Source organism: Pseudomonas sp. TH41 (assembly GCF_016650695.1).
Lineage (GTDB): Bacteria > Pseudomonadota > Gammaproteobacteria > Pseudomonadales > Pseudomonadaceae > Aquipseudomonas.
The window spans coordinates 1387191-1409162 of the sequence record NZ_JAEKFH010000003.1 but is presented as its reverse complement, the minus strand read 5'-3'; the positions used below and the strand labels follow the sequence as shown (position 1 = coordinate 1409162).

General features: G+C 59.7%; 22 protein-coding genes and 1 pseudogene. 15 read left to right on the top strand and 8 right to left on the bottom strand.

Translation table 11 applies throughout. From position 1 onward, the window contains the following. Positions 1-114: 114 nt before the first annotated feature. Positions 115-588, bottom strand: coding sequence for an Lrp/AsnC family transcriptional regulator (locus JFU37_RS09180; protein WP_201114996.1), 474 nt, complete (start codon positions 586-588; stop codon positions 115-117). Between the two features lie 174 nt (positions 589-762). Between JFU37_RS09180 and kynU the strand changes: the two genes are divergently transcribed. From kynU to JFU37_RS09165, 3 genes are all read left to right on the top strand, one after another. Then, positions 763-2013, top strand: coding sequence for a kynureninase (gene kynU, locus JFU37_RS09175; protein ID WP_201114995.1), 1251 nt, complete (start codon positions 763-765; stop codon positions 2011-2013). Positions 2014-2118: 105 nt separating this feature from the next. Beyond that, a complete protein-coding gene (locus JFU37_RS09170) occupies positions 2119-3432 on the top strand; it encodes an OprD family porin (protein WP_201114994.1) in 1314 nt (437 codons plus the stop codon). Positions 3433-3495: 63 nt separating this feature from the next. Next, complete coding sequence (locus JFU37_RS09165; RefSeq protein WP_201114993.1) at positions 3496-4905, top strand: amino acid permease; 1410 nt, start codon at positions 3496-3498, stop codon at positions 4903-4905. A 28-nt stretch (positions 4906-4933) separates the two neighbouring features. On the opposite strand, the gene JFU37_RS09160 is transcribed toward JFU37_RS09165, so the two are convergent. The 3 genes from JFU37_RS09160 to JFU37_RS09150 all read right to left on the bottom strand — a co-directional run bounded on the left by JFU37_RS09160 (position 4934) and on the right by JFU37_RS09150 (position 6874). Further along, positions 4934-5305 carry a MerR family transcriptional regulator gene (locus JFU37_RS09160; RefSeq protein ID WP_201114992.1) on the bottom strand — a complete coding sequence of 124 codons (372 nt, stop codon included), beginning with the start codon at positions 5303-5305 and terminating at the stop codon, positions 4934-4936. Between the two features lie 63 nt (positions 5306-5368). Next, a complete protein-coding gene (locus JFU37_RS09155; RefSeq protein WP_201114991.1) occupies positions 5369-5944 on the bottom strand; it encodes an NAD(P)H-dependent oxidoreductase in 576 nt (191 codons plus the stop codon). Between the two features lie 45 nt (positions 5945-5989). Next, complete coding sequence (locus tag JFU37_RS09150; RefSeq protein ID WP_201114990.1) at positions 5990-6874, bottom strand: LysR family transcriptional regulator; 885 nt, start codon at positions 6872-6874, stop codon at positions 5990-5992. A 235-nt stretch (positions 6875-7109) separates the two neighbouring features. Between JFU37_RS09150 and JFU37_RS09145 the strand changes: the two genes are divergently transcribed. Beyond that, a complete protein-coding gene (locus JFU37_RS09145; RefSeq protein ID WP_201114989.1) occupies positions 7110-7874 on the top strand; it encodes a sulfite exporter TauE/SafE family protein in 765 nt (254 codons plus the stop codon). On the opposite strand, the gene JFU37_RS09140 is transcribed toward JFU37_RS09145, so the two are convergent. Beyond that, positions 7864-8178 carry a putative quinol monooxygenase gene (locus JFU37_RS09140; RefSeq protein WP_201114988.1) on the bottom strand — a complete coding sequence of 105 codons (315 nt, stop codon included), beginning with the start codon at positions 8176-8178 and terminating at the stop codon, positions 7864-7866. The genes JFU37_RS09145 and JFU37_RS09140 overlap by 11 nt on opposite strands. A 161-nt stretch (positions 8179-8339) precedes the next feature. On the opposite strand from JFU37_RS09140, the gene JFU37_RS09135 reads away from it, so the two are divergent. The 9 genes from JFU37_RS09135 to JFU37_RS31125 all read left to right on the top strand — a co-directional run bounded on the left by JFU37_RS09135 (position 8340) and on the right by JFU37_RS31125 (position 17344). Further along, positions 8340-8930, top strand: coding sequence for an NAD(P)H-dependent oxidoreductase (locus JFU37_RS09135; protein WP_201114987.1), 591 nt, complete (start codon positions 8340-8342; stop codon positions 8928-8930). Positions 8931-9055: 125 nt separating this feature from the next. Continuing rightward, positions 9056-9973 carry a LysR substrate-binding domain-containing protein gene (locus JFU37_RS09130; protein ID WP_201114986.1) on the top strand — a complete coding sequence of 306 codons (918 nt, stop codon included), beginning with the start codon at positions 9056-9058 and terminating at the stop codon, positions 9971-9973. 96 nt (positions 9974-10069) lie between these two features. Beyond that, on the top strand, positions 10070-10963 hold the full coding sequence (locus JFU37_RS09125) for an NAD-dependent epimerase/dehydratase family protein (protein WP_201114985.1): 894 nt from the start codon (positions 10070-10072) through the stop codon (positions 10961-10963). Positions 10964-11150: 187 nt separating this feature from the next. Then, positions 11151-12596: a SulP family inorganic anion transporter gene (locus JFU37_RS09120; RefSeq protein ID WP_201114984.1), complete on the top strand. Its 1446-nt coding sequence runs from the start codon at positions 11151-11153 to the stop codon at positions 12594-12596. Positions 12597-12889: 293 nt separating this feature from the next. Beyond that, a complete protein-coding gene (locus JFU37_RS09115) occupies positions 12890-14239 on the top strand; it encodes a GntT/GntP/DsdX family permease (protein ID WP_201114983.1) in 1350 nt (449 codons plus the stop codon). Between the two features lie 15 nt (positions 14240-14254). After that, positions 14255-15115: a MurR/RpiR family transcriptional regulator gene (locus JFU37_RS09110; RefSeq protein WP_201114982.1), complete on the top strand. Its 861-nt coding sequence runs from the start codon at positions 14255-14257 to the stop codon at positions 15113-15115. Position 15116: 1 nt separating this feature from the next. Further along, positions 15117-16574 (top strand): N-acyl-D-amino-acid deacylase family protein, encoded by a 1458-nt coding sequence (locus JFU37_RS09105; protein WP_201114981.1) that lies wholly within the window; start codon positions 15117-15119, stop codon positions 16572-16574. 217 nt (positions 16575-16791) lie between these two features. Further along, positions 16792-17160 carry a glyoxalase superfamily protein gene (locus JFU37_RS09100; protein WP_201114980.1) on the top strand — a complete coding sequence of 123 codons (369 nt, stop codon included), beginning with the start codon at positions 16792-16794 and terminating at the stop codon, positions 17158-17160. Positions 17161-17203: 43 nt separating this feature from the next. After that, a complete protein-coding gene (locus JFU37_RS31125) occupies positions 17204-17344 on the top strand; it encodes a FitA-like ribbon-helix-helix domain-containing protein (protein ID WP_342214943.1) in 141 nt (46 codons plus the stop codon). Between the two features lie 238 nt (positions 17345-17582). On the opposite strand, the gene JFU37_RS31225 is transcribed toward JFU37_RS31125, so the two are convergent. After that, positions 17583-18287: a methyl-accepting chemotaxis protein gene (locus JFU37_RS31225; RefSeq protein WP_446739438.1), complete on the bottom strand. Its 705-nt coding sequence runs from the start codon at positions 18285-18287 to the stop codon at positions 17583-17585. 201 nt (positions 18288-18488) lie between these two features. Then, positions 18489-19367: pseudogene (locus JFU37_RS31220) on the bottom strand (methyl-accepting chemotaxis protein); the annotation flags it as partial. A gap of 437 nt (positions 19368-19804) precedes the next feature. Between JFU37_RS31220 and pmrG the strand changes: the two are divergent. Next, entirely contained in the window at positions 19805-20476 is a 672-nt protein-coding gene (pmrG, locus tag JFU37_RS09090) for a lipopolysaccharide core heptose(II)-phosphate phosphatase PmrG (RefSeq protein WP_201114978.1), read from the top strand. 34 nt (positions 20477-20510) lie between these two features. After that, the gene (locus tag JFU37_RS09085) at positions 20511-21338 is read left to right on the top strand and encodes a phosphatase PAP2 family protein (RefSeq protein WP_201114977.1); all 828 of its coding nucleotides are present in this window, start codon (positions 20511-20513) and stop codon (positions 21336-21338) included. A gap of 270 nt (positions 21339-21608) precedes the next feature. Here JFU37_RS09085 and JFU37_RS09080 read toward each other — a convergent pair whose 3' ends face one another. Further along, entirely contained in the window at positions 21609-21869 is a 261-nt protein-coding gene (locus tag JFU37_RS09080; protein WP_201114976.1) for a DUF6124 family protein, read from the bottom strand. Positions 21870-21972: the final 103 nt, after the last annotated feature.

The window sequence follows — 21972 nt, the reverse complement described above, 5'->3', positions numbered from 1 at the left end:
GCAGTGCGTCAAGATCAAAAGATCGCAGCCTCCGGCAGCTCCTACAGAGCGTACGCATTCCCCTGTAGGAGCTGCCGGAGGCTGCGATCTTTTGATCTTGACGCACCGCCCCCCTTATTTACGCACCACCAAATCCAGCAACTCCTCGCGCTCCTTGATCTTCTGCAGGACGATTTCCGAACGGATGTCGGTGACCCCCGCTGTGCGATTCAGTTGGTTGACGATGAAATCGGAGAAGTGCTTGAGGTTGCGCGCCTGGACCCGCAACACATAGTTGCTCGCCCCGGTAATCACATAAGCGGTGACCACCTCCGGCCACAGCTGAACCTTCTTGATGAACGTCTCATGCCAGTCCTCGACGTCCTGTCGCAATGACACATGGACGATAGCTTCCAGTTCGATGCCCAGTCGTTCGGCATTCAGCACCGCGCGATAGCCGGTGATGATTCCCTCACTTTCCAGCAGACGCAAACGGCGCAGACAGGCCGACGGTGACAGGGCGACTTTCTCCGCCAATTCCTGGTTGCTGATACGGCCATCCTGTTGCAGTTGATGCAGGATCCGCAGGTCTGTCGAGTCGAGATTCATGGTTGGTATAAATCCGCGTTTAATGGCGTTTAATTCGAATATTCTGCGAGATAACTACTATACGTACGCTTACTTTGCACGAAAATTCTCCAAAGCTTCGTTCATTATCTCTCCACGCAAAAGGGGCCGACAACGCCTGAAACACGCCACGAATTTCAAAGAACAGGACATTCAATGACCACCAGAAACGATTGCCTGGAGCTTGATGCTCAGGACACGCTCGCGCCACTGCGTCAGCAATTTGCACTGCCCGAAGGCGTGATCTATCTCGACGGTAACTCCCTGGGCGCGCGACCCGTCGCCGCATTGGCGCGTGCTCAAGAGGTGATTGTTGAAGAATGGGGCAATGGCCTGATCCGCAGTTGGAACAGCGCGGGATGGCGCGATCTGTCCGAGCGTCTGGGCAATCAACTGGCGGGGCTGATAGGGGCGCGCGAGGGGGAAGTGGTGGTGACCGATACCACCTCGATCAACCTGTTCAAGGTGCTCAGTGCCGCTCTTCGGGTGCAGGCCACACGTTCGCCGACGCGGCGGGTGATTGTCACCGAAAGCAGCAACTTTCCTACCGACTTGTACATCGCCGAAGGCTTGGCTGACCTGCTACAGCAGGGGTACACGCTGCGCCTGGTCGACAGTCCCGAGGAGCTGCCGCAAGCGATTGATCAAGAGACTGCCGTGGTCATGCTCACCCACGTCAACTACAAAACCGGCTACATGCACGACATGCAGGCACTGACCGCGCTGACCCACGAATGTGGCGCACTGGCCATTTGGGACCTGGCGCATTCCGCCGGCGCGGTGCCGGTTGATCTGCATCAGGCGCAGGCCGATTACGCGATCGGTTGCACCTACAAGTACCTCAACGGCGGTCCCGGTTCGCAGGCATTTGTCTGGGTCAATCCGCAATTGTGTGATCTGGTGGCGCAGCCGTTGTCCGGCTGGTTCGGGCATTCACGACAGTTCGCCATGGAGTCTCGCTACGAGCCGAGCAGCGGCATCGCACGCTACTTGTGCGGCACCCAACCCATCACCTCCCTGGCGATGGTCGAGTGTGGTCTGGCTATTTTCGCCCAGACCGACATGGCCAGCCTGCGCCGCAAATCCCTGGCCCTGACGGATCTGTTCATCCAGCTGGTGGCGCAGCGTTGCGCCGCTCACGAGTTGACGCTGATCACCCCGCGCGAACACGCCAGACGTGGCAGTCACGTCAGCTTCGAGCATCCCGAAGGTTATGCGGTGATCCAGGCCCTGATCGCCCGTGGCGTGATCGGTGATTACCGCGAGCCACGGATCATGCGCTTCGGCTTTACCCCGCTGTACACAACCTTCACCGAGGTCTGGGACGCCGTGCAGGTCCTCGGTGAAATTCTTGATCAGAAAACCTGGTCGCAAGCGCAATTCCAGGTCCGCCACAGCGTCACCTGATACCTCCGGCCAACGTGTCTTGCTGCTGAGGTTTTCCCGGCAGCAGGGCTTCGGTCGCCTCCAATAAACAGTTCTGTGAAAACACAATAATAAGGAGCACGCAGAATGAAGCTGTCCCTTTGGCCCGCCTTGCCGCTCGCCATCACTACTTGTTTCGGTCAAATGGCCTATGCCGCACCCGACAATGGATTCGTCGAAGACAGCAGCCTGACCCTGACTAACCGTAACTTCTATTTCTACCGTAACAACCTCAATAATCCGGGCGGGCAGAACTATCGGGACGAATGGGCCCACGGGATCATGCTCGATTATCGCTCCGGTTATACCCAGGGCACGGTGGGTTTTGGGGTCGATGCCTACGCGCAGTTGGGCATCAAACTCGACAGCGGAAAAGGGCGTACCGGCACCGGTTTGCTGCCAGTCGATTCCGATGGCCACCCCGAGGATGAGTATTCCGAAGCAGGCGGTGCGCTGAAAGCGCGGATCTCGAAGACCGAACTCAAGTACGGCAACCTGACGCCGCTCAACCCGGTGTTCGGCACCGGCAACGCGCGACTTTTCACCGAGCAGGCTAATGGCTTTCAGCTGACCAGCAGTGAATTAAAGGGGCTGTTACTCGACGCCGGGCACTTCACCTCCGGCAACGACAGCGCGTCGACCAATGCCGACGGCGCCCTCAAGGCACTGTATGCCGGCGTGGAAACCCGCAGCGTCGATTACTTGGGTGGCAGCTATGCGCTTGGCGACCAGTTGAGCGTCAGCCTGTACGGTTCGCAGTTCACCGACATCTGGCGGCAGTACTACGCCAACGCCAACTACACCTACCCGGTGAGTGAAAACCAGTTGCTGAACCTGGATTTCAACATTTACCGCACCAACGATGCGGGCCAGAGCCTGGCCGGCAGGATCGACAACACCACCTGGTCGCTGTCCGGCGCCTACAAGGTGGGCGCCCATCGGTTGACCCTGGCTTACCAACGCGTCGATGGCGATGAGCCGTTCGATTATTTGGGGTTCGATCAACAACCGGGCACTTCGATTTTCCTCGCCAACTCGATTCAAGTCCTTGACTTCAATGCGCCCAACGAACGTTCCTGGCAACTGCGTTATGACCTGGACATGGCGCCGTTTGGTGTGCCGGGTCTGAGCTTCATGTCACGTTACGTCAGCGGCGATCATATCGATGACAGCCACTACGATGGCGGTCCCAACGGTGCCTATGGACGTTACGGCGATGACGGCAAGCGCTGGGAACGCGACATTGAAGCGCGTTACGTCGTGCAATCGGGCAAGGCCAAGGACCTGTCGGTGCGAGTCCGTCAGGCCAGTGTGCGTTCGACCGCTCAGGTGGCCCGTGCCGATACCACCGACAACAACGAGGTCCGGGTCATCATCGAGTATCCGCTGAACATTTTCTGATCCCCACTGGCAATCCCAACGACTCGCTCTCTTCAAGAAAGACAATATTCAGAGGTTGGAAAAATGACCGACAAAACCGGTTTTGAAGCTATATCCAAACGTGAACAAGGCCTCAGGCGCCAACTCACGTCGGGTCAGATGAGCATGATCGCCATTGGTGGTGCGATCGGCACCGGACTGTTCATGGGCAGCGCCTATGCCATCGGCTATGCCGGGCCGAGTGTGCTGCTCAGCTACGCCATCGGCGCGATCATCACCCTGTTGTTGATGGGCTGCCTGGCGGAAATGACCGTGGCCCATTCAACCTCGGGCTCGTTCGGTGCCTATGCCGAATTCTATGTCAGCCCGTTGGCCGGGTTCCTGGTGCGCTATGCCTATTGGGCCGCGATTGTGCTGGCGGTCGGCACGGAAGTGACGGCGGTGGCGATGTACATGAAGTACTGGTTTGCCAACGTGCCGGAATGGATCTGGATCGTCTCGTTCTCCAGCGTCCTGATCGTTCTCAACGCCATCAGCGTGAAGACGTTCGGCACTTTCGAATACTGGTTTTCGACCATCAAGATCGGCGCGATTGTCGGCTTTATCATCCTCGCGGTGTATGTGGTGTTCGGTTCCGGCAACCCGGAATATGGCGTGCACAACTACACGTCCCATGGCGGCTTTTTCCCCAATGGCCTGCAAGGAATGTGGATTGCGGTGATCGTGTCGATCTTCAGCTACCTGAGCGTTGAAATGATCGCGGTCGCCGCGGGTGAGGCGCAGGACCCGGAGCAAGCCGTGAAGAAAGCCTTTCGCGCGACCATCGTGCGACTGGTGGTGTTTTACCTGCTGACCCTGGCGCTGATGTTGGCGATTGTGCCGTGGGTTCAGGCCGGTCGCGCTCAAAGCCCGTTCGTTACGGTCATGCAAACCATCGGTATTCCTGGCGCAACCGGCGTCATGAATTTTGTGATTCTGATCGCGGCGTTGTCGGCGATGAACAGTCAGCTCTACATCACCACCCGCATGATGTTCAGCCTGTCCCGTGGCGGCTATGCGCCGAAGTCCATGGGCGTGTTGAGCAAGACCGGGATCCCGCTGAACGCTTTGTTGCTGTCGAGTTCGGGCATCGCCCTGGCAACCTTGCTCAACATCCTGTACCCGGAAAGTTCCTTCACCTTGATGATGGCGATCTCGATGTTCGGCGCCATCTTCACCTGGTTCATGATCTTCCTGACCCACTACTGTTTCCGTCGTTACCACGAGCGCAACGGCGAGCGGAAACTGTCGTTCCGTATGCGCCTGTTTCCCTACACCACACTGTTGGGGTTGATGCTGATGGGGGCGGTGATGATCACCACCTACTTCACCGAAGCCTTCAAGATGACGCTGGTGTTCGGTGTGCCGTTCCTGCTGGTTCTCTCGGTGGTCTATGGCCTCTTTTTCAGAAAGCCCAAGGCTGCCGGGGAATTGAGTCCGTTGCCGAAGGTTTAGAGCGATATCGGTTGCCGGCCGGTGGTAATCAAAGACTGCCGAGCCGGCATTGATCCTGAGCATTCTCCAGGCTCGCCTCGAAGGCTTCCAGTGCGCAATGGCGTCGTTGCAGTGCGCCGATGCTGTCCATCAGTTCTCGTTTCTTGTCGGTAATCGCCACTCGCACAAGCGCCCACGGAAGTGCCTCGCCCCGGTGAGGTTCAAACATCGCCTGCATTTCCTTGAGCTTGAAACCCAGTTGCTGGGCGCACTTGATAAACATCAGCAGCTCGACGTTTTGCGGGGTGTAGATCCGGTATTTGCCCTGGCGCTGCGGGGGCGGCAACAAGCCAATGGCTTCATAGTGACGGATACTTTTGACGGTGCTTCCCGACAGCCGCGCAGCTTGACCGATGTACATGACAAATCCTTTTTTTGAATGTCCCTGAGTGCGCCCGAAAGGCCGGCGCATTATCCGGGAAACTCAATGGCTGGCGATAGCATGCGCCTGTTTGAGCCACGCCTGCCTTTGCGCTGGGCTGGAGCCGAGAATCGGGCCGAAAGTCAGGGTTTTGCCGGGTTTGATACCGCAGAATTCCAGGGTGGTTTTGCGTACCTGGTGCAGCCCCGGCATGCGATAGACCCAGCGGTAGTACCAAGGCGGCGTGTCCATGGTCACCAGTAAATGCGCGCTGCGACCCCGCAGCAGTTTGTCGGGAAAGGCTTTGCCTTCGCGGTATTTGAAGGCGAAACCGGGCAGGAACACACGATCGAAAAAGCCCTTGAGCAAGGCCGGAATTGCGCCCCACCAGATCGGGTAGACCAACGTCAAATGCTCGGCCCACAGGATGTCTGCCTGTGCGTTGCGCAAATCTGCTTCCAGTGGCTGAACCTGTTGATAGCCTTCGCGCAGTATTGGATCGAAGTCCATTGTGCCGAGAAACAACTGGCGCACTTCATGCCCGGCACCCAACGCCGACTGGGCGTAGCGCTCGGCCAGTGCGGCGCAGAAACTGTTGCTCGACGGATGCCCCAGAATCAGCAGAATTCGTTTGCCCATTGCCTCTGTCCTTGAAGATGAAAACTCAAGGGTAAAGTCTGCCCCTCAGGGGAGAGTCAAGGCATGCAGCAACGCCTTGGCATAACCGGGCAGCGTCGCGAAGTCCCGGGCGCAGAGCTGGAGCGTGCGTTTCGCCCAGGGTTCTTGCAGGGCGACGCATTTGAAGGGGAGGGCACGCGGCCAGCGTTCGACCGCTGCTAAGGGCACAATCGCCAGCCCGGCGCCGCGGGCGACCATGCGCATCACGCCATCGAAACCGTCGGCACGGATGCGGATCTGCAAGCGCGCGCCGGCGTGCAACGCTTGTTCTTCGAGGTATGCCGCCAACGCACTGCCGGCGTTCAGCGCGACGTAATCGTGATGCAGGGTGTCGCTGAAACAGAGCGATTGGATGTCGGCCAACGGGTGCTCACGGGGCAGTATCAATACCAGTGGATCGTCACGAAACGGCTGGGTCTGCAAGTCATCGGTGTCCACCGCATCGGAGACGATGCCGAGGTCTGCCGCACCCTGGCGCAGGGCGTGAGTGATGCGGGCGCTGGGCAATTCCTGCAGGTCGATGTCGAGGTTGGGATGCTCGCGCAGAAAGTCCGCGAGCAACTCCGGCAGGTACTCGGTGATCGCCGTGGTGTTGCACAACAACCGCACCTGACCTTTGACGCCATTGGCGTATTCGGCGAGGTCCTGCTGCATGCGTTCGGCGTGTTGCAGCAGAAGTCGGGCGTGTTGCGCCAGTGCTTTTCCGGCGGGCGTGGGCGTGACACCGCGACGACCGCGCGCGAGGAAATCAATGCCGAGCGAAGATTCCATGGCGCGGATTCGCGCGCTCGCAGCCGCCAGGGACAGGTGGCTGCGAGCGGCGCCGGCGGTGATGTTGCCGCTGTCGAGGATGTTCAGGTAGAGGCGCAGGTCGGTCAGGTCGAAGTGCATTATTACAGCCTCCGGATTTGTGCTGTCTTGGCGGACGCCTTCGCGGGCAAGCCCGCTCCCACAGTGGATCTTCTTCGTACACAAAATGTGTGTCATGTGGAGATCAAATGTGGGAGCGGGCTTGCCCGCGAAGGCGTCAGCTGTATCGATGAAGGTTTAAGCCTCTGCCAAAACAAGAGGCAACCTCAGTATATGGCAGATTTTCACGCGGCCAATCCAGGCTCAGGATAGGCACATGAATACACTCGCCGCGTTCTACCAAAACCTTGGCCTGACCCTTTCATTGCTGGTCATCGCGACCTTTCTGCTGGCCGGAATGATCAAAGGCGTGATCGGCCTCGGCCTGCCGACCATCGCCATGGGTTTGCTTGGCCTGGCTATGGCGCCGTCGCAGGCTGCGGCATTGTTGATTATCCCGGCGACGCTCACCAATATCTGGCAATTGGCGTTCGGCGGGCATTTGCGGGGGCTGGTTGTACGCCTGTGGCCGATGCTGCTGGCGATCTTCATCGGCACGGGGGCCGGCACGTTGTGGATCGGCATGGCCGGTGGTCATTGGGTGGTACGGGGATTGGGCGCGGCGCTGCTGCTTTACGCGTTGAGCGGGCTGTTTCTGCCGACCTTGAGCGTCGGTCGTCAGACCGAGCGCTGGCTCGGGCCGACGTGCGGCGTGCTCACCGGGGTCATCACGTCGGCCACCGGGGTCTTCGTGATCCCGGCAGTGCCTTATCTACATACGCTGGGCCTGAGCAAAGATGAACTGGTGCAGGCGTTGGGCCTGTCGTTCACCGTGTCGACCCTCGCACTCGCCGCTGGCCTGTTTTGGCGCGGAGCGCTGGGCGGTGGCGAGTTGAGCGCCTCGATGCTGGCGCTGGTCCCGGCAGTGCTTGGCCTGTTGCTGGGGCAATGGCTACGCCAGCGGATCAGCGCCGTGCTGTTCAAGCGCGTGTTCTTCATCGGCCTCGGCGTGCTCGGCGGCCACTTGTTGATCAGCGGGTAGCGGACGACGGGCTGAGCATCTCGATGGCGCGGATCTCGAAATCCCGTTCCAGATATTCCATCCGCATCTCGCGGAACTGTTGCATGTGCGGCAGATTGGAGTGCACATCGAGGTGAGCCTGGGACTGCCAGATCTCGTAGAAGATAAACAATGTCGGGTCCTGTTTGTCGCGCAGCATGTGGTACTCGATGCAACCGGGCTCGGCACGGCTCGCCTGCACATAGCCGCTGAAGAACGCTTCGAAGGCGTCTGATTTTTCCGGGCGGGTCTTGGCGTGCAGGATGAAGCCTTGCAATTCACTCATTAGAAATCTCCTCAAGTTCAGAATCGACGCAAGTGTATGGCAACAATCGCCTGTCGATTCGTGCGTATTGGTCAAATGAATTTTGCGGGTTGCGGGCTTACTCCGCGTGAGGTCGATCGCTAACCTGCCGCCATCAAATTTCTAACCTTCCGAGATTTCTCATGAAAAAAGTCCTGTTGCTCAATGGCGGCAAACAATTCGCCCACTCCGATGGCCGCTACAACACCACCCTGCATGAAACCGCGCTGAGTGTGCTGGATCGCGGCGGTATCGACGTAAAAGCCACGTTCATCGACGAGGGTTACGACGTCGCGGAAGAAGTCGCCAAATTCCTCTGGGCCGACGTGATCATTTATCAGATGCCGGGGTGGTGGATGGGCGCGCCGTGGACCGTCAAGAAATACATCGACGAAGTGTTCACCGAAGGCCATGGCAGCCTCTACGCCAGCGATGGCCGCACGCGCTCCGACGCGTCGCAAAAGTACGGCAGCGGCGGTCTGGTGCAGGGTAAGCAGTACCTCTTGTCGCTGACCTGGAACGCGCCGCAGCAAGCCTTCGACGACCCGTCCGACTTCTTCGAAGCCAAGGGCGTGGACGCGGTGTACTTCCCGTTCCACAAGGCCAACGAGTTCCTCGGCATGACCGCCCTGCCGACCTTCCTCTGCGTCGACGTGATGAAGCGTCCGACTATCGAGGCGGATGTGGTGCGCTATGAACAGCACTTGAACGAGGTGTTCGGCCTGTCTGTTTAAGTTTTCCGGCTAATATCCGTCGCAACGGCGGAAAAGATCGCAGCCTGCGGCAACTCCTTGTAGGAGCTGCCGAAGGCTGCGATCTTGGCGATTGATGCCACGCCGATTCGCGAAAGAGGACACACGTGAAAGCCAGATCCGATGAGTTGCAGATTTTCGTCTGTGTGATCGAGTGCGGTTCGATCTCGGCCGCGGCCGAGCAGGTCGGGCAAACGCCTTCGGCGGTCAGCCGCACGCTGTCGCGGCTCGAGGCGAAACTGGACACCACGCTGATCAACCGCACCACGCGGCGCATGGACCTGACCGAGGAGGGCAAGTATTTCTTCGAGCACGCCAAATTGATTCTCGACCAGATGGACGAGCTCGAAGAACGCCTCAATTCACGTCAGAAAACCCCGTCCGGGCGTCTGCGGATCAACGCGGCATCGCCGTTCATGCTGCACGCCATCGTTCCGTACATTGATGAGTTCCGCCGGCTCTATCCGGACATCCAGCTCGAACTCAACAGCAACGACCTGATCATCGACCTGCTCGAACAAAGCACTGACATCGCCATCCGCATCGGCACGCTGGCCGACTCGACCCTGCATGCCCGCTCGCTGGGTTGCAGCCCGCTGCACATCGTCGCCAGCCCGGCGTACCTGGAAAAACACGGCCTGCCTGTTGAAGTGGCTGACCTGTCCGGGCATGCCTTGTTGGGCTTTACCCAGAACGAGGGCCTCAATCAATGGCCGCTGCGCTATGTGCATGGGGATCGCTGGCCGATCCAGGCGTCGATCAGCGCGTCCAGCGGCGAGACGATCAGGCACTTGGCGCTGGAAGGCCAGGGCATTGCCTGCCTCTCGCACTACATGACCATCGACGACATCCGCGCTGGCCGCTTGCAGGTGTTGCTGGCGGATTTCAACAGTGGCTATCGTCAGCCGATCAACGCGGTGTACTACCGAAATTCGCAACTTGCCCTACGCATACAATGCTTCCTGGACTTCATCCAGGGCAAATTGGCGGTGTATGCGAACACGGACTTCAAGGCTGATTCGTGATCCCTGCGCAAGAGTGAATTGGGTCAATGGGGATTTTTCGTCAGTCATGACGCGTTGATACTCGTGACATCACTTATTCACGCAGGGAGTTTCTCCATGAACGTATTCGTTACCGGTGCCGCCGGTTTTATCGGCGGCTCCATCGCCACCGGGCTGGTCCAGGCGGGCCACAAAGTCACCGGCCTGGTGCGCAGCGCCGAACAAGCCAAGGAGCTGAGCGCACTGGGCATCACCCCGGTGATCGGCACGCTTGATGACAGCGCACTATTAACCGAACAGGCCCGCGCTGCCGATGCCGTGATCAACGCCGCGAGCAGTGACCACCGTGGCGCGGTGGAAGCCTTGCTCAATGCACTGCGCGGTTCCAACAAAGTGTTCCTGCACACCAGCGGATCGAGCATCGTCGGCGATGCCTCGGGCGGCAAATCCAGCGACGTCATTTACTACGAAGACAACTTGCCGGAGCCCACCGTCGACAAGGCTGCCCGCGTGGCCATCGACAACCTGATCCTCGCCGCGGCGAAGGACGGCGTGAACTCCGCCGTCATCTGCAACACGCTGATCTATGGCCACAGCCTGGGCGTGAAGCGCGACAGCGTGCAACTGCCGCGCTTGCTGAAGCAGGCGCGCAAAAGTGGTGTGGTGCGGCATGTCGGTACGGGTCAGAACATCTGGTCCAACGTGCACATCGAAGACGTGGTTTCCCTGTACTTGCTGGCGCTGAGCAAAAACGTACCGGGCACCTTCTACTTCGTCGAAAGCGGTGAAGCGTCGTTCATCGACATGACGACTGCGATCGCGCAAGCGTTGAACATGGGTGAACCGCAAGACTGGCCGCTCAAGGATGCCGAAGCCGAGTGGGGTTATGAAATGGCCAACTATGGCTTGGGCTCCAACAGCCGGGTGCGTGGCAAGCATGCGCGTGAATTGTTGGGCTGGGTGCCGAAGCGGACGTCGGTGGTTGAATGGATTCGTGACGAGATGGTGTGAGTTCGCTGTAGACCGCGTCGCTGCCTTCGCGAGCAAGCCCGCTCCCACATCAGTCCGATGTCAGACCGAACGACGCGGTCAACTGTGGGAGCGGGCTTGCTCGCGAAAGCATTTTCAGCAGCCCAACAACTGGCCGGCTCACCCTCAATTCCGTAACATCCGCCGCTCTTTTTTCGTTGGGCAACCCATGAAACCAAAACACCTGCGCGCCGATGTCCTGGCGGGGCTCACCACGTCTTTCGCCCTGCTGCCCGAATGCATCGCCTTCGCACTGGTTGCCCACCTCAATCCATTGATGGGGCTTTACGGTGCATTCATCATTTGCACCCTGACCGCGCTCTTCGGCGGGCGGCCGGGCATGGTCTCCGGCGCGGCCGGATCCATGGCGGTGGTGATTGTCGCGTTGGTGGTTCAGCACGGCGTGCAGTATTTGCTGGCCACCGTGTTGCTGGGTGGGTTGATCATGCTGGCGTTCGGGCTGCTGAAGCTGGGCAAACTGGTGCGCATGGTGCCGCACCCGGTGATGCTCGGTTTCGTCAACGGGCTGGCGATCATCATTGCCTTGGCTCAACTGGAGCATTTCAAGCGCGGGGACACCTGGCTCAGTGGCACGCCGTTGTACGTGATGACGGGGCTGGTGGCGCTGACCATGGCGATTGTTTATCTGCTGCCGCGTTTGACGCGTGCGGTGCCGCCAGCGCTGGTGGCGATTCTGGGGGTGGGCCTGGCGGTGTATCTGCTTGGCCTGCCGACACGCACCTTGGGCGACATGGCGCACATCGCGGGCGGCTTGCCGACGTTTGCGCTGCCGGACATTCCGTGGAGCCTGGAAACCCTGCGCATCATTGCCCCCTACGCGATATTGATGGCGCTGGTCGGCCTGCTCGAAACCCTGCTGACCCTGAACCTCACCGACGAAATCACCGAGAGCCGTGGCTTCCCGGATCGCGAATGTGTGGCGCTGGGCGCCGCGAATATGGTCTCCGGTGTGTTTGGCGGGATGGGTGGCTGCGCGATGATCGGCCAGACGGTGATCAACCTCAGTTCCGGTGGCCACGGACGGCTGTCGGGTACCGTGGCCGGTGTGCTGATTCTGCTGTTCATTCTGTTTCTTTCGCCGCTGATCGAGCGCATCCCGCTGGCCGCACTGGTCGGTGTGATGTTCGTGGTGTCGCAGCAGACGTTTGCCTGGGCGTCGTTGCGGGTGCTGAACAAGGTGCCGCTGAACGATGTTCTGGTGATCGTCGCGGTAACGGTCATCACGGTGTTCACCGATCTGGCCACTGCCGTGCTGTGCGGGATCATCATTGCGGCGCTCAACTTTGCCTGGCAGCAAGCTCGCGAGTTGTACGCCGAAGTGCATCTGGAAGCTGACGGCAGCAAGCACTATCACCTGCACGGCACGCTGTTTTTCGCCTCGACCGCGCCTTTCCTCAATCAATTCGATCCTGCCAATGACCCCGCCGTTGTGACGGTCGATTGTCGTCACCTGAGATTCGTCGACTACTCGGCCATCGCCGCGCTAAAAACCCTGCGGGAGCGTTACGCCAAAACCGGCAAGCATCTACGGGTGTTTCACCTTTCGGAGCGCTGCAAGCAGATGCTCAAGCGCGCCGGGGGCGAATACAACTAAAGGGTGTAGGAGCGAGCTTGCTCGCGATAGGCCTGAGAACGCCGCGGGGTCAGATTTATCGCGAGCAAGCTCGCTCCTACAGCCATGCGGGGTAGATTCCATATTTCATGTTTTCTCTGCCTGATTGTTGAAAATTCGCTAGCCGTATTTTCATAACCCACGCCTGCTCATACCTATAAGCGACACTCCTTGCCCCTGCACGAAAATAACTTTCACCTCGTTTGAAAATCATGCCTCGAAATGTTTTATGAGTTTCACAATCCATTCGACGTGACCCTTTCGAGGAGTACCGCATGACCCTGTCCTTCGGCTATTGGCTGCTGGTGTATGCCGCCATCGCCATCATTGCGCTGATCGTGTTGATCGCTCGTTACCGACTCAATCCCTTTATCGTCATCACCCTGGTGTCCATCGGCCTGGCGCTGCTGGCCGGGATGCCGGCGTCCGGCGTGGTCGGCGCCTACGAGGCCGGCGTCGGCAAAACCCTGGGGCACATTGCGCTGGTCGTGGCGCTGGGCACGATGCTCGGCAAGATGATGGCCGAGTCCGGTGGCGCCGAGCAGGTGGCGCGCACCTTGATCGACCGGTTTGGTGAGAAAAACGCGCACTGGGCGATGGTCTGCATCGCCTTCCTGGTCGGGCTGCCGCTGTTCTTCGAGGTCGGTTTTGTGTTGCTGGTGCCGATTGCGTTTACCGTGGCGCGGCGCGTGGGCGTGTCGATCCTGATGGTCGGTTTGCCGATGGTCGCCGGGCTGTCGGTGGTGCATGCGCTGGTGCCGCCGCACCCGGCGGCGATGCTGGCGGTGCAGGTCTATCAGGCGTCGGTGGGACAGACCTTGCTCTACGCGATTCTGATCGGCATCCCGACCGCGATCATCGCCGGTCCGCTGTACGCCAAATTCATCGTGCCGCGCATTCAACTGCCGGCGGAAAATCCGCTGGAACGGCAGTTCCTCGACCGTGAACCGCGCGACAGCCTGCCGGGGTTCGGCATCACCATGGCGACCATTCTGCTGCCGGTGGTGCTGATGCTGATCGGCGGTTGGGCCAACCTGATCTCCACGCCGGGCAGCGGTTTCAACCAGTTCCTTTTGTTCATCGGCAACTCGGTGATCGCCTTGCTGCTGGCCACCTTGCTGAGCTTCTGGACCCTTGGCATCGCCCAGGGCTTCAGCCGCGAATCGATCCTTAAATTCACCCACGAATGCCTGGCGCCGACCGCCAGCATCACCTTGCTGGTCGGCGCGGGCGGCGGCTTGAACCGGATTCTGGTGGACGCCGGGGTCACCGACCAGATCGTCAGCCTGGCCCACGAATTTCACCTGTCGCCGCTGATCATGGGCTGGCTGTTCGCGGCATTGATGCGCATCGCCACCGGGTCCGCCACCGTGGCCATGACCACTGCCTCGGGGATTGTCGCGCCGGTGGCGATGGGGCTGGGTTATCCGCACCCGGAGTTGTTGGTGCTGGCGACCGGCGCCGGCTCGGTTATCTTTTCCCACGTCAACGACGGCGGCTTCTGGTTGATCAAGGAATACTTCAACATGACCGTTGTCCAGACCTTCAAGACCTGGACCGTGCTCGAGACCCTGATTTCAGTGGTCGCGTTCGGTCTGACCGTCGGTCTCTCTTACCTGATTTAACCGGAGCCGCCTGCCATGGACATCCTCTACCAGATCCGCGCCCGTCAGGACTCTTTCAGCGCCGGGGAAGGACGCATCGCTCGGTTGATGCTCGACGACGTCGGGTTTGCCTCTGCCGCCAGCCTCGATGAGCTGGCGCTGAGAGCGGAAGTCAGCACCGCCACGCTATCGCGTTTCGCCCGCACGGTGGGCTGCCGTGACTTGCGCGACTTGCGCCTGCAACTGGCCCAGGCGAGTGGGGTCGGCAGTCGCTTTCTGGACCCGGCAGGCACGCCCGAGCAGTCGGCGTTTTACGGGCAGATCGTCGGTGATATCGAGTCGACCTTGCGTCAGCATCTGTCGGCGTTCGATGAGTCACGTTTCGTCGATGCGGTGAAGTTGCTGGGCAAGGCGCGGATGATTCACGCGTTCGGCATGGGCGGTTGCTCGACCTTGTGCAGTGATGAGCTGCAAGTGCGGCTGGTGCGATTCGGCTACCCGATTGCGGTGTGCCACGACCCGGTGATGATGCGCGTCACCGCCGCCAGCCTCGATGCCGGGCGCGCCGTCATTGCCTGCTCGCTGACCGGCATCACCCCCGAACTCATCGAAGCTGTTGAGCTGGCGCGCAGCTACGGCGCACGCATTGTCGCGATCACCCGGGCCGATTCGCCGCTGGCGCAATTGGCCGATGTGCTGTTGCCGCTGCAAGGCGTCGAAACTTCGTTTATCTACAAACCCACGGCGGCACGCTACGGCATGCTGCTGGCCATCGACGTGCTTGCCACCGAGCTGGCGCTGGCCAATCCTGAAGACAATCAAGAACGTCTGCGGCGGATCAAACTCGCCCTCGACGATTACCGCGGCGGCGACGATCACTTGCCGCTGGGAGACTGACATGATGTACGACACGCTGATTCGCAACGCCTTGATCATCGACGGCAGCAACCGCCCCGGCTACCCCGCCGACGTGGCCATTCTGAACGGCCGCATCGCGCGCATCGGCGATTTGCACGATGCCACCGCCACCGAAGAAATCGATGCGGCCGGCCGTGTGCTGGCACCGGGTTTCATCGACGTGCACACCCACGACGACACGGTGGTGATCCGCCAGCCGCAGATGCTGCCCAAGCTCAGCCAGGGTGTGACCACGGTGATTGTCGGCAACTGCGGGATCAGCGCTTCGCCGGTGAGTTTGAAGGGCGAACCGCCGGACCCGATGAACCTGCTCGGGACGGCGGCGGCGTTTGTTTATCCGACCTTCAGCGATTACCGCGCGGCGGTCGAAGCGGCGAACACCACGCTGAACGTCGCGGCACTGGTCGGCCACACCGCGTTGCGCAGCAACCACCTCGACGACCTGTTTCGCACCGCCACGCCGGATGAGATCAGCGCGATGCGCGAACAGTTACGAGAAAGCCTGGAGGCCGGCGCATTGGGCTTGTCCACAGGGCTTGCCTACGCCAGCGCCTTCTCGGCCTCGACCGACGAAGTCATGCAACTGACCGAAGAGCTGACAGCATTCGGCGCGGTCTACACCACTCATTTGCGCAGCGAATTCGAACCGGTGCTGGAGGCCATGGACGAGGCGTTCCAGATCGGCCGGCATGCGAAATCGCCAGTGATCATTTCCCACCTCAAATGTGCGGGCGCCGGTAACTGGGGGCGCAGTCCACAACTGCTGGCATCGCTCGAACACGCGGCGAAAACCCACCCGGTGGGCTGCGATTGTTATCCCTATGCGGCGAGTTCTTCGACCCTGGACCTCAAGCAAGTTACCGACGCCCATCGCATCACCATCACCTGGTCGACGCCGCACCCGGAACTGGGCGGCCGCGACCTGATGGACATCGCCGCCGAATGGGGCGTGCCGCTGCTGGATGCCGCCCGCCGATTGCAGCCGGCCGGCGCGGTGTACTACGGAATGGACGAGTCCGATGTACGAAGAATCCTCGCGCATCCGTTATCGATGGTTGGCTCTGACGGATTGCCGGAAGATCCATTCCCGCATCCTCGCTTGTGGGGCGCATTCCCACGCGTACTCGGGCATTTCAGTCGCGATGTGGGGCTGTTTCCGCTGCACACGGCGGTGCACAAAATGACCGGGCTGTCGGCCGCGCGATTTGGCTTGAAGGAACGGGGCGAAATTCGTGAGGGACATTGGGCGGACCTGGTGTTGTTTGATCCCGCGACCATTCGCGACGTCGCCGACTTCAATGACCCGCAACGGGCGGCGGAAGGGATTGATGGGGTGTGGGTTAACGGTGTGTTGAGCTACAGCGAAGGTCAGGCGAACGGTAGAAGGGAAGGGCGGTTTCTGGCGCGGGAAGGGGATTTGCGCGCAGGTTTTCATTGATGTAGGAGCGAGCTTGCTCGCGAAGGTGTGTCAGCTACATTGATGTCGACTGACACGCCATCGCGAGCAAGCTCGCTCCTACAGGGGGCGGCGTTCGGACGATCTTTTGAACTGCTTCACGTAGTGGCACATTGCAATTAAAGAAAGCCATCGCCAAGCCGAAGCGCTGACACTAGCCCAGCTACATTCTGGGCCTTTCCAGTCTGGGAGCAACTTCATGAGCTTCGGCAAAACCACCCCGATCCTGCGAATTTTCGATGAAGCCAAGGCAGTGGAGTTCTACGTCGACTTCCTGGGATTCAAGGTCGACTGGCAGCACCGCTTCGAAGCCAACTTCCCGCTGTACCTGCAAGTCTCTCGCGGCGAGTGCGTGCTGCATTTGTCCGAGCATCACGGCGACGCGACACCGGGCTCGGCCGTACGGATCGAGACCGATGAACTGGAAGTCTTCCAGCAGCAACTGCTGGCCAAGGAATATCAGTTTGCGCGTCCACAGATTCAGGCGATGCCGTGGGGCAGCCAGGACATGACCGTGATTGACCCGTTCGGGAATCGGTTGGTGTTTACCAATGCGATTTGTGTTTGAGGTGGCAGGAACAACTGACGCCTCATGCTAGTCCAGTTTCACCATTGGCAATCTTGAACATCAGCTCTATGAGCAATTGCGCATAGCGGCAGACCGTAATGGCCGTTCGATGGAAGAAGAAGCTCGTCTGATTCGCCGATTCGGCGCCGATACAGGCGTGGAGTTGGAGCTGCCTTCTCGCTAGAACAGGCGGGGAAGGGAATGTGATGGATCTGATGGATGTGCTGGGGCGGCAGATTCGGGCGCAGGGGTGGTGGCAGCGGTCTTATAGTCGGGTTTGATGTCGGTTATCAGGTCCTCATCGCGAGCAAGCTCGCTCCCACACTGGATTTACGTCGTACCACGGTTAGGTGGTCGACGCCGATTCAGAGTGGGAGCGGGCTTGCTCGCGAATGGGCCTTTCATTCACTGCAAAGTGAAGGTCAGACCCGAAAGTGGCTGACCATCATCTGCAACTGATTCCCCAGCCGTGCCAGTTCAACACTGGACTTGGCGGTTTCGTCGCTGGCGGCGGCGGTCTGTTCGGACACGTCGCGTACGTTGATGATGCTGCGGCTGATCTCTTCGGCCACGGCGCTTTGTTGCTCGGCCGCGGCGGCGATTTGCTGGTTCATCGACTGGATGTTGGACACCGTGCGGGTGATGTTTTCCAGTGATACCCCGGCCTTGCGAGTCAGCGCGACGCTGCTGTCGGTCAGGACGCGGCTGTTGTTCATCACCGCCGACACTTGCTGAGTGCCGTTCTGCAGACCGGCCACCAACCCTTCGATTTCTTCGGTGGATTTCTGCGTGCGCTGGGCCAGGCCACGGACTTCGTCGGCAACCACCGCAAAACCACGACCGGCTTCGCCCGCCCGCGCGGCTTCGATGGCGGCGTTGAGTGCCAGCAAGTTGGTTTGTTCGGCCACGGCCTTGATCACGTCCATGACGCTGCCAATCTTGTCGCTTTCCTGTTGCAACACGCTCATCGCTTCGGTGGAACGCACCACTTCGCTGGCCAGACGCTCAATCTGGGCGATGGCTTCGTTGACGACCTTGTCGCCTTCGCGAGCTTCACCGTCAGCCGCGGCGGCGGCTTGAGAGGCTTGCTCGGCATTGCGCGCGACTTCCTGCACGGTGGCCGTCATTTCGTGCATGGCGGTGGCCACCTGATCGGTCTCGATCTTCTGACTGTTGACCCCGGCGCTGGTTTGCCCGGTCACGGCCGACAGCTCTTCGGCCGCGCTGGCGATCTGGGTGACGCCGTCGCGGATGCCGCTGATCAAGTCGCGCAGGGTCACGCCCATGCGCGCGATACCTTGTTGCAACACGCCGAGTTCGTCGCGGCGAGTCACCTTGACGTCCTGGGACAGGTCGCCGCTGGCAATACACTCGACCACTGCCAGCGTCTCGCGCAAGGGGCCGGTGATTTGACGGGTGATGATCACTGCAGCAATGACGCCGACCAGCAACGCCAGCAACGTGCTGACCAGTTGCAAGGTGCGGGCCTGGGCGCTTTCGGCGTCACGGCGGTCGAGCTGGATCTGATACAGCTGATCGCTCAGGGACACGATGGTGGCGCCCTGGTCGGTCATTTCCTGACGCGCTTGCACCGCATCGTTGTTGGCGGCCTTGTAGGCCTGCAAGGCGCTGCGGTAATTGATCAGCGCGGTTTCCAGCTGACGCAAGGCGTCCAGCTGGACGTCGGCGAACTGCACATTGAGCGTTTTCAGGCTGGCGATGGCCGCGTCCACCTGACCAACGGCTTTTTGCTCGGTCTCGGCGTTGGTGGTCGCGGTGTAGCCGCGCACTTCATAGCGCGCCAGCAAGAAGGCTTCGCTGGCGGCCGTGATGGCCTGGAATTGTTCAAAGCGCTGGTCGCTTGCAGGCATCTGCTGCACGCGAGTATCGATGGCGTTGATCAGCGAGTTGGCCGTGTCGGCGTTGACTCCCATGGCATCGCGCGCGCTGTTGCCGGTGCGGTACGCACTGCGCATTTTATTCAGGGACGTTCTGTAGGCCTCAATGACCTCGCCTTGCGCCTTGAGCAACTTCAGGTTTTCCGGGCTCTTGAATTTCGCCAGCAGCGATTGTTGTTGAGCCGAGAAGGCTTCAAGGGTGGTCTGCACGGTCTGCGCGGCCGTTTCGTCGCCGTTGGTCAGCATGTATTGCAGGCGAACCACGCGCAGCTTGGTCAGACCGGCATTGAGCTGGGTGATGTCGCTCATCCAGTTGCTGCGGTCAATCAACCCGCCCAGGCTTGTCCAGCCCGTCAGGGCGAGGACGCACGTTAACGCCAGGACCAGGCCGAATCCCAGGCCCAGTTTCAGGTTTACGCTGATATTGCCGAACCAGCTATTCATCAAAATTCCTCCAGGAACGTTGTGTTTCTTGATCGTCAGTTGGCTGGAAGATTGTTGTTTTTGGGCGCCAGCAAGGTTTGTAAGCACGTTTGTATCGGCAGCAAACGCGAGAGCTGAAAGGATTTTGTAGGTCAAGATCAAAAGATCGCAGCCTGCGGCAGCTCCTACAGGGAAACGCAGGCTGCGATCTTTTGATGGTGTTCTTAAGCTTTTTTTCACATGTGTTTCACTACCTGCCGACGCGAACCTCTATAACCTCGCGCATCGAATTAAAGAAATGCGTGCCGGCGAGGCGGCTTGATGTGGAATTGAGACTGAGTCTGTTCGGGATAAAACGCTCGATTGATCTGAGCCGCTGGGCCCGCCATCGCACGGCGGCCGCGGTGCTGGCCTCGGCACTGTTGGTCGTTCCGCTGACGCTCTGGCTGCTGCATCCGGCCGCTGTGCCGGACCTGGCCAATGGCAACGTGGTCGGAGCCAAGGCGCTGGTTGACGGTTGGGCCAAGGGTGACATGATTGTGCTGGTGCGCCACGTCGAACGCTGCGATCATTCCCACGCCGCTTGCCTGACTGGCAACGATGGCATTACCGAGCGTTCGCGCAGCGTTGCGGTGGAAGTCGGGGCGCAGTTTGAACGGCTGGGCTTGAACCATGCAGATATTTACAACAGTCCGATGCTTCGTACGTCACAAACGGCCGGTTTCATGTTCAACAAGGTTGGCGCTGGCGAGGATTGGTTGATCAGCTGCAAGGGCACCATGTTGCGTGATGCGCTGGCGCATAAGGTGGCCGGGCGCAACCTGATTCTGGTGACCCACAGCGAATGCATGGATCAACTTGAGAAAGACCTCAATTTGCCGACCTCCACGCTGGGTTATGGAGCGTCTTTGTTTGTTTCTGCGAAGGCGTCTCAGGCACCGCACATGCTCGGTTTTATCGAGGCTTCGGACTGGCACTCGGTGACCACTGAATGAGTTTTCCCCATCTCCCTCTGGACCTGGACACACAATGCTGACTGCTTCTCGTAACCGTTTTTATTGGGCGAACTTCGGTATTCCACTGGCCTGTGCGGCCGTGGTTTTCCTGATGTTCGACATGACCAAAATCGACATTGCTTTCAGCAATCTTTTTTTTGATCCGGTCACCAAGAGCTTTCCGCTCGAGCATGTTCGCTTATTTGAAAAGATCACCCATAAGTGGGCGCGCATCATTCCGAACTGGACCGGTGAAATTGCCATAATCGGCGCGATACTGTCGTTGATCTGGCCGTTGATCAACACGCAAAAGCATCCGCGCCTTGGCAGCTTTCTGGAGCGGTGCAAAGCCGCCCCGGTGCTCCGGTTCGCCAGCGCTCATCGTCGGGATTTTTGGTTTGTGGTGGTCGCGTTTGCGATTTGCACCGGTGTGATCCATTTCCTCAAGTCGCACACCAGCGTGTATTGCCCGATTGAAACGACGCTCTACGGTGGGAAAATGGCCCATATAGAGTGGTACGACAACTTCCAGCTGTTCAAGGAAGCCGGCGATGGCCGTTGCTGGCCGGGCGGGCATGCCTCGGGCGGTTTCACTATGTTGGCGCTGTACTTCGTGGCACGCCGCTACCAATGGCGCTTTTCCAAAGCCATTATGTACGGCTCGCTGTTGCTTGGTTTCGTCTACGGCACGACGCGGGTTCTGCAAGGCTGGCACTACATGTCCCACACCTTCTGGTCCGGGATCTTCGTGTGGCTGGCGTGTTTGCTGACGGCGTTGGCGTTTTATGGGCGAGCGCGGCTGGACGTGCCGATCCTGAAAAAGCATGAAAAACCGGCGTTGGCGGCTCAGACGGCCAGTTGAATTAAATTGTTGATGAAAAAACCCGCCATCCGAATAGGGATGGCGGGTTTTTTTGTATCTGGAATGGGTGTGGGCTGGGAGTGTAGGAGCGAGCTTGCTCGCGATGGACTTGAGAGCAACGCGTTTATTCAGGAAGAACGCGTTATCGTTAACGTCCTTCGCGAGCAGGCTCGCTCCCACAGTGGATCGGTGTGAACACTGATTTTGTGCACCGAAGATCCACTGTGGAAGTGAGCCTGCTCGCGATGAACGATGACGCGGTAAGCCTGCCTACCCCTGCGGATCAACGTTATCCAGCGCGCGGTTCACCGCCAACTCCGCCAGCATGATGATCTGCGCAATGGCCAGCGCCGTGTTGCGCTGGGGGCCGGTCAGGTCGGTGGCGAAATCGCTCGCCATGACGCTGGCTGAAGCCAATGACTCGCAGGCGTGGGCGAGAAGGCTTTCGGTGCGGATGTCGGGAAGGACCGTGAAAAAGGGGCTGGGGCGATAGGGTTTGGTAACTGGGGGATCGGGGATCAACTTATCCAAGGACGTATACCTATGACGTTGGAGCCACCACTTGCCGTTTCTCACACGGCGAAGAGGTGGCAGCTATGTGCGAGGTGAGAAAACCGGTCATAGGTCACCCGGC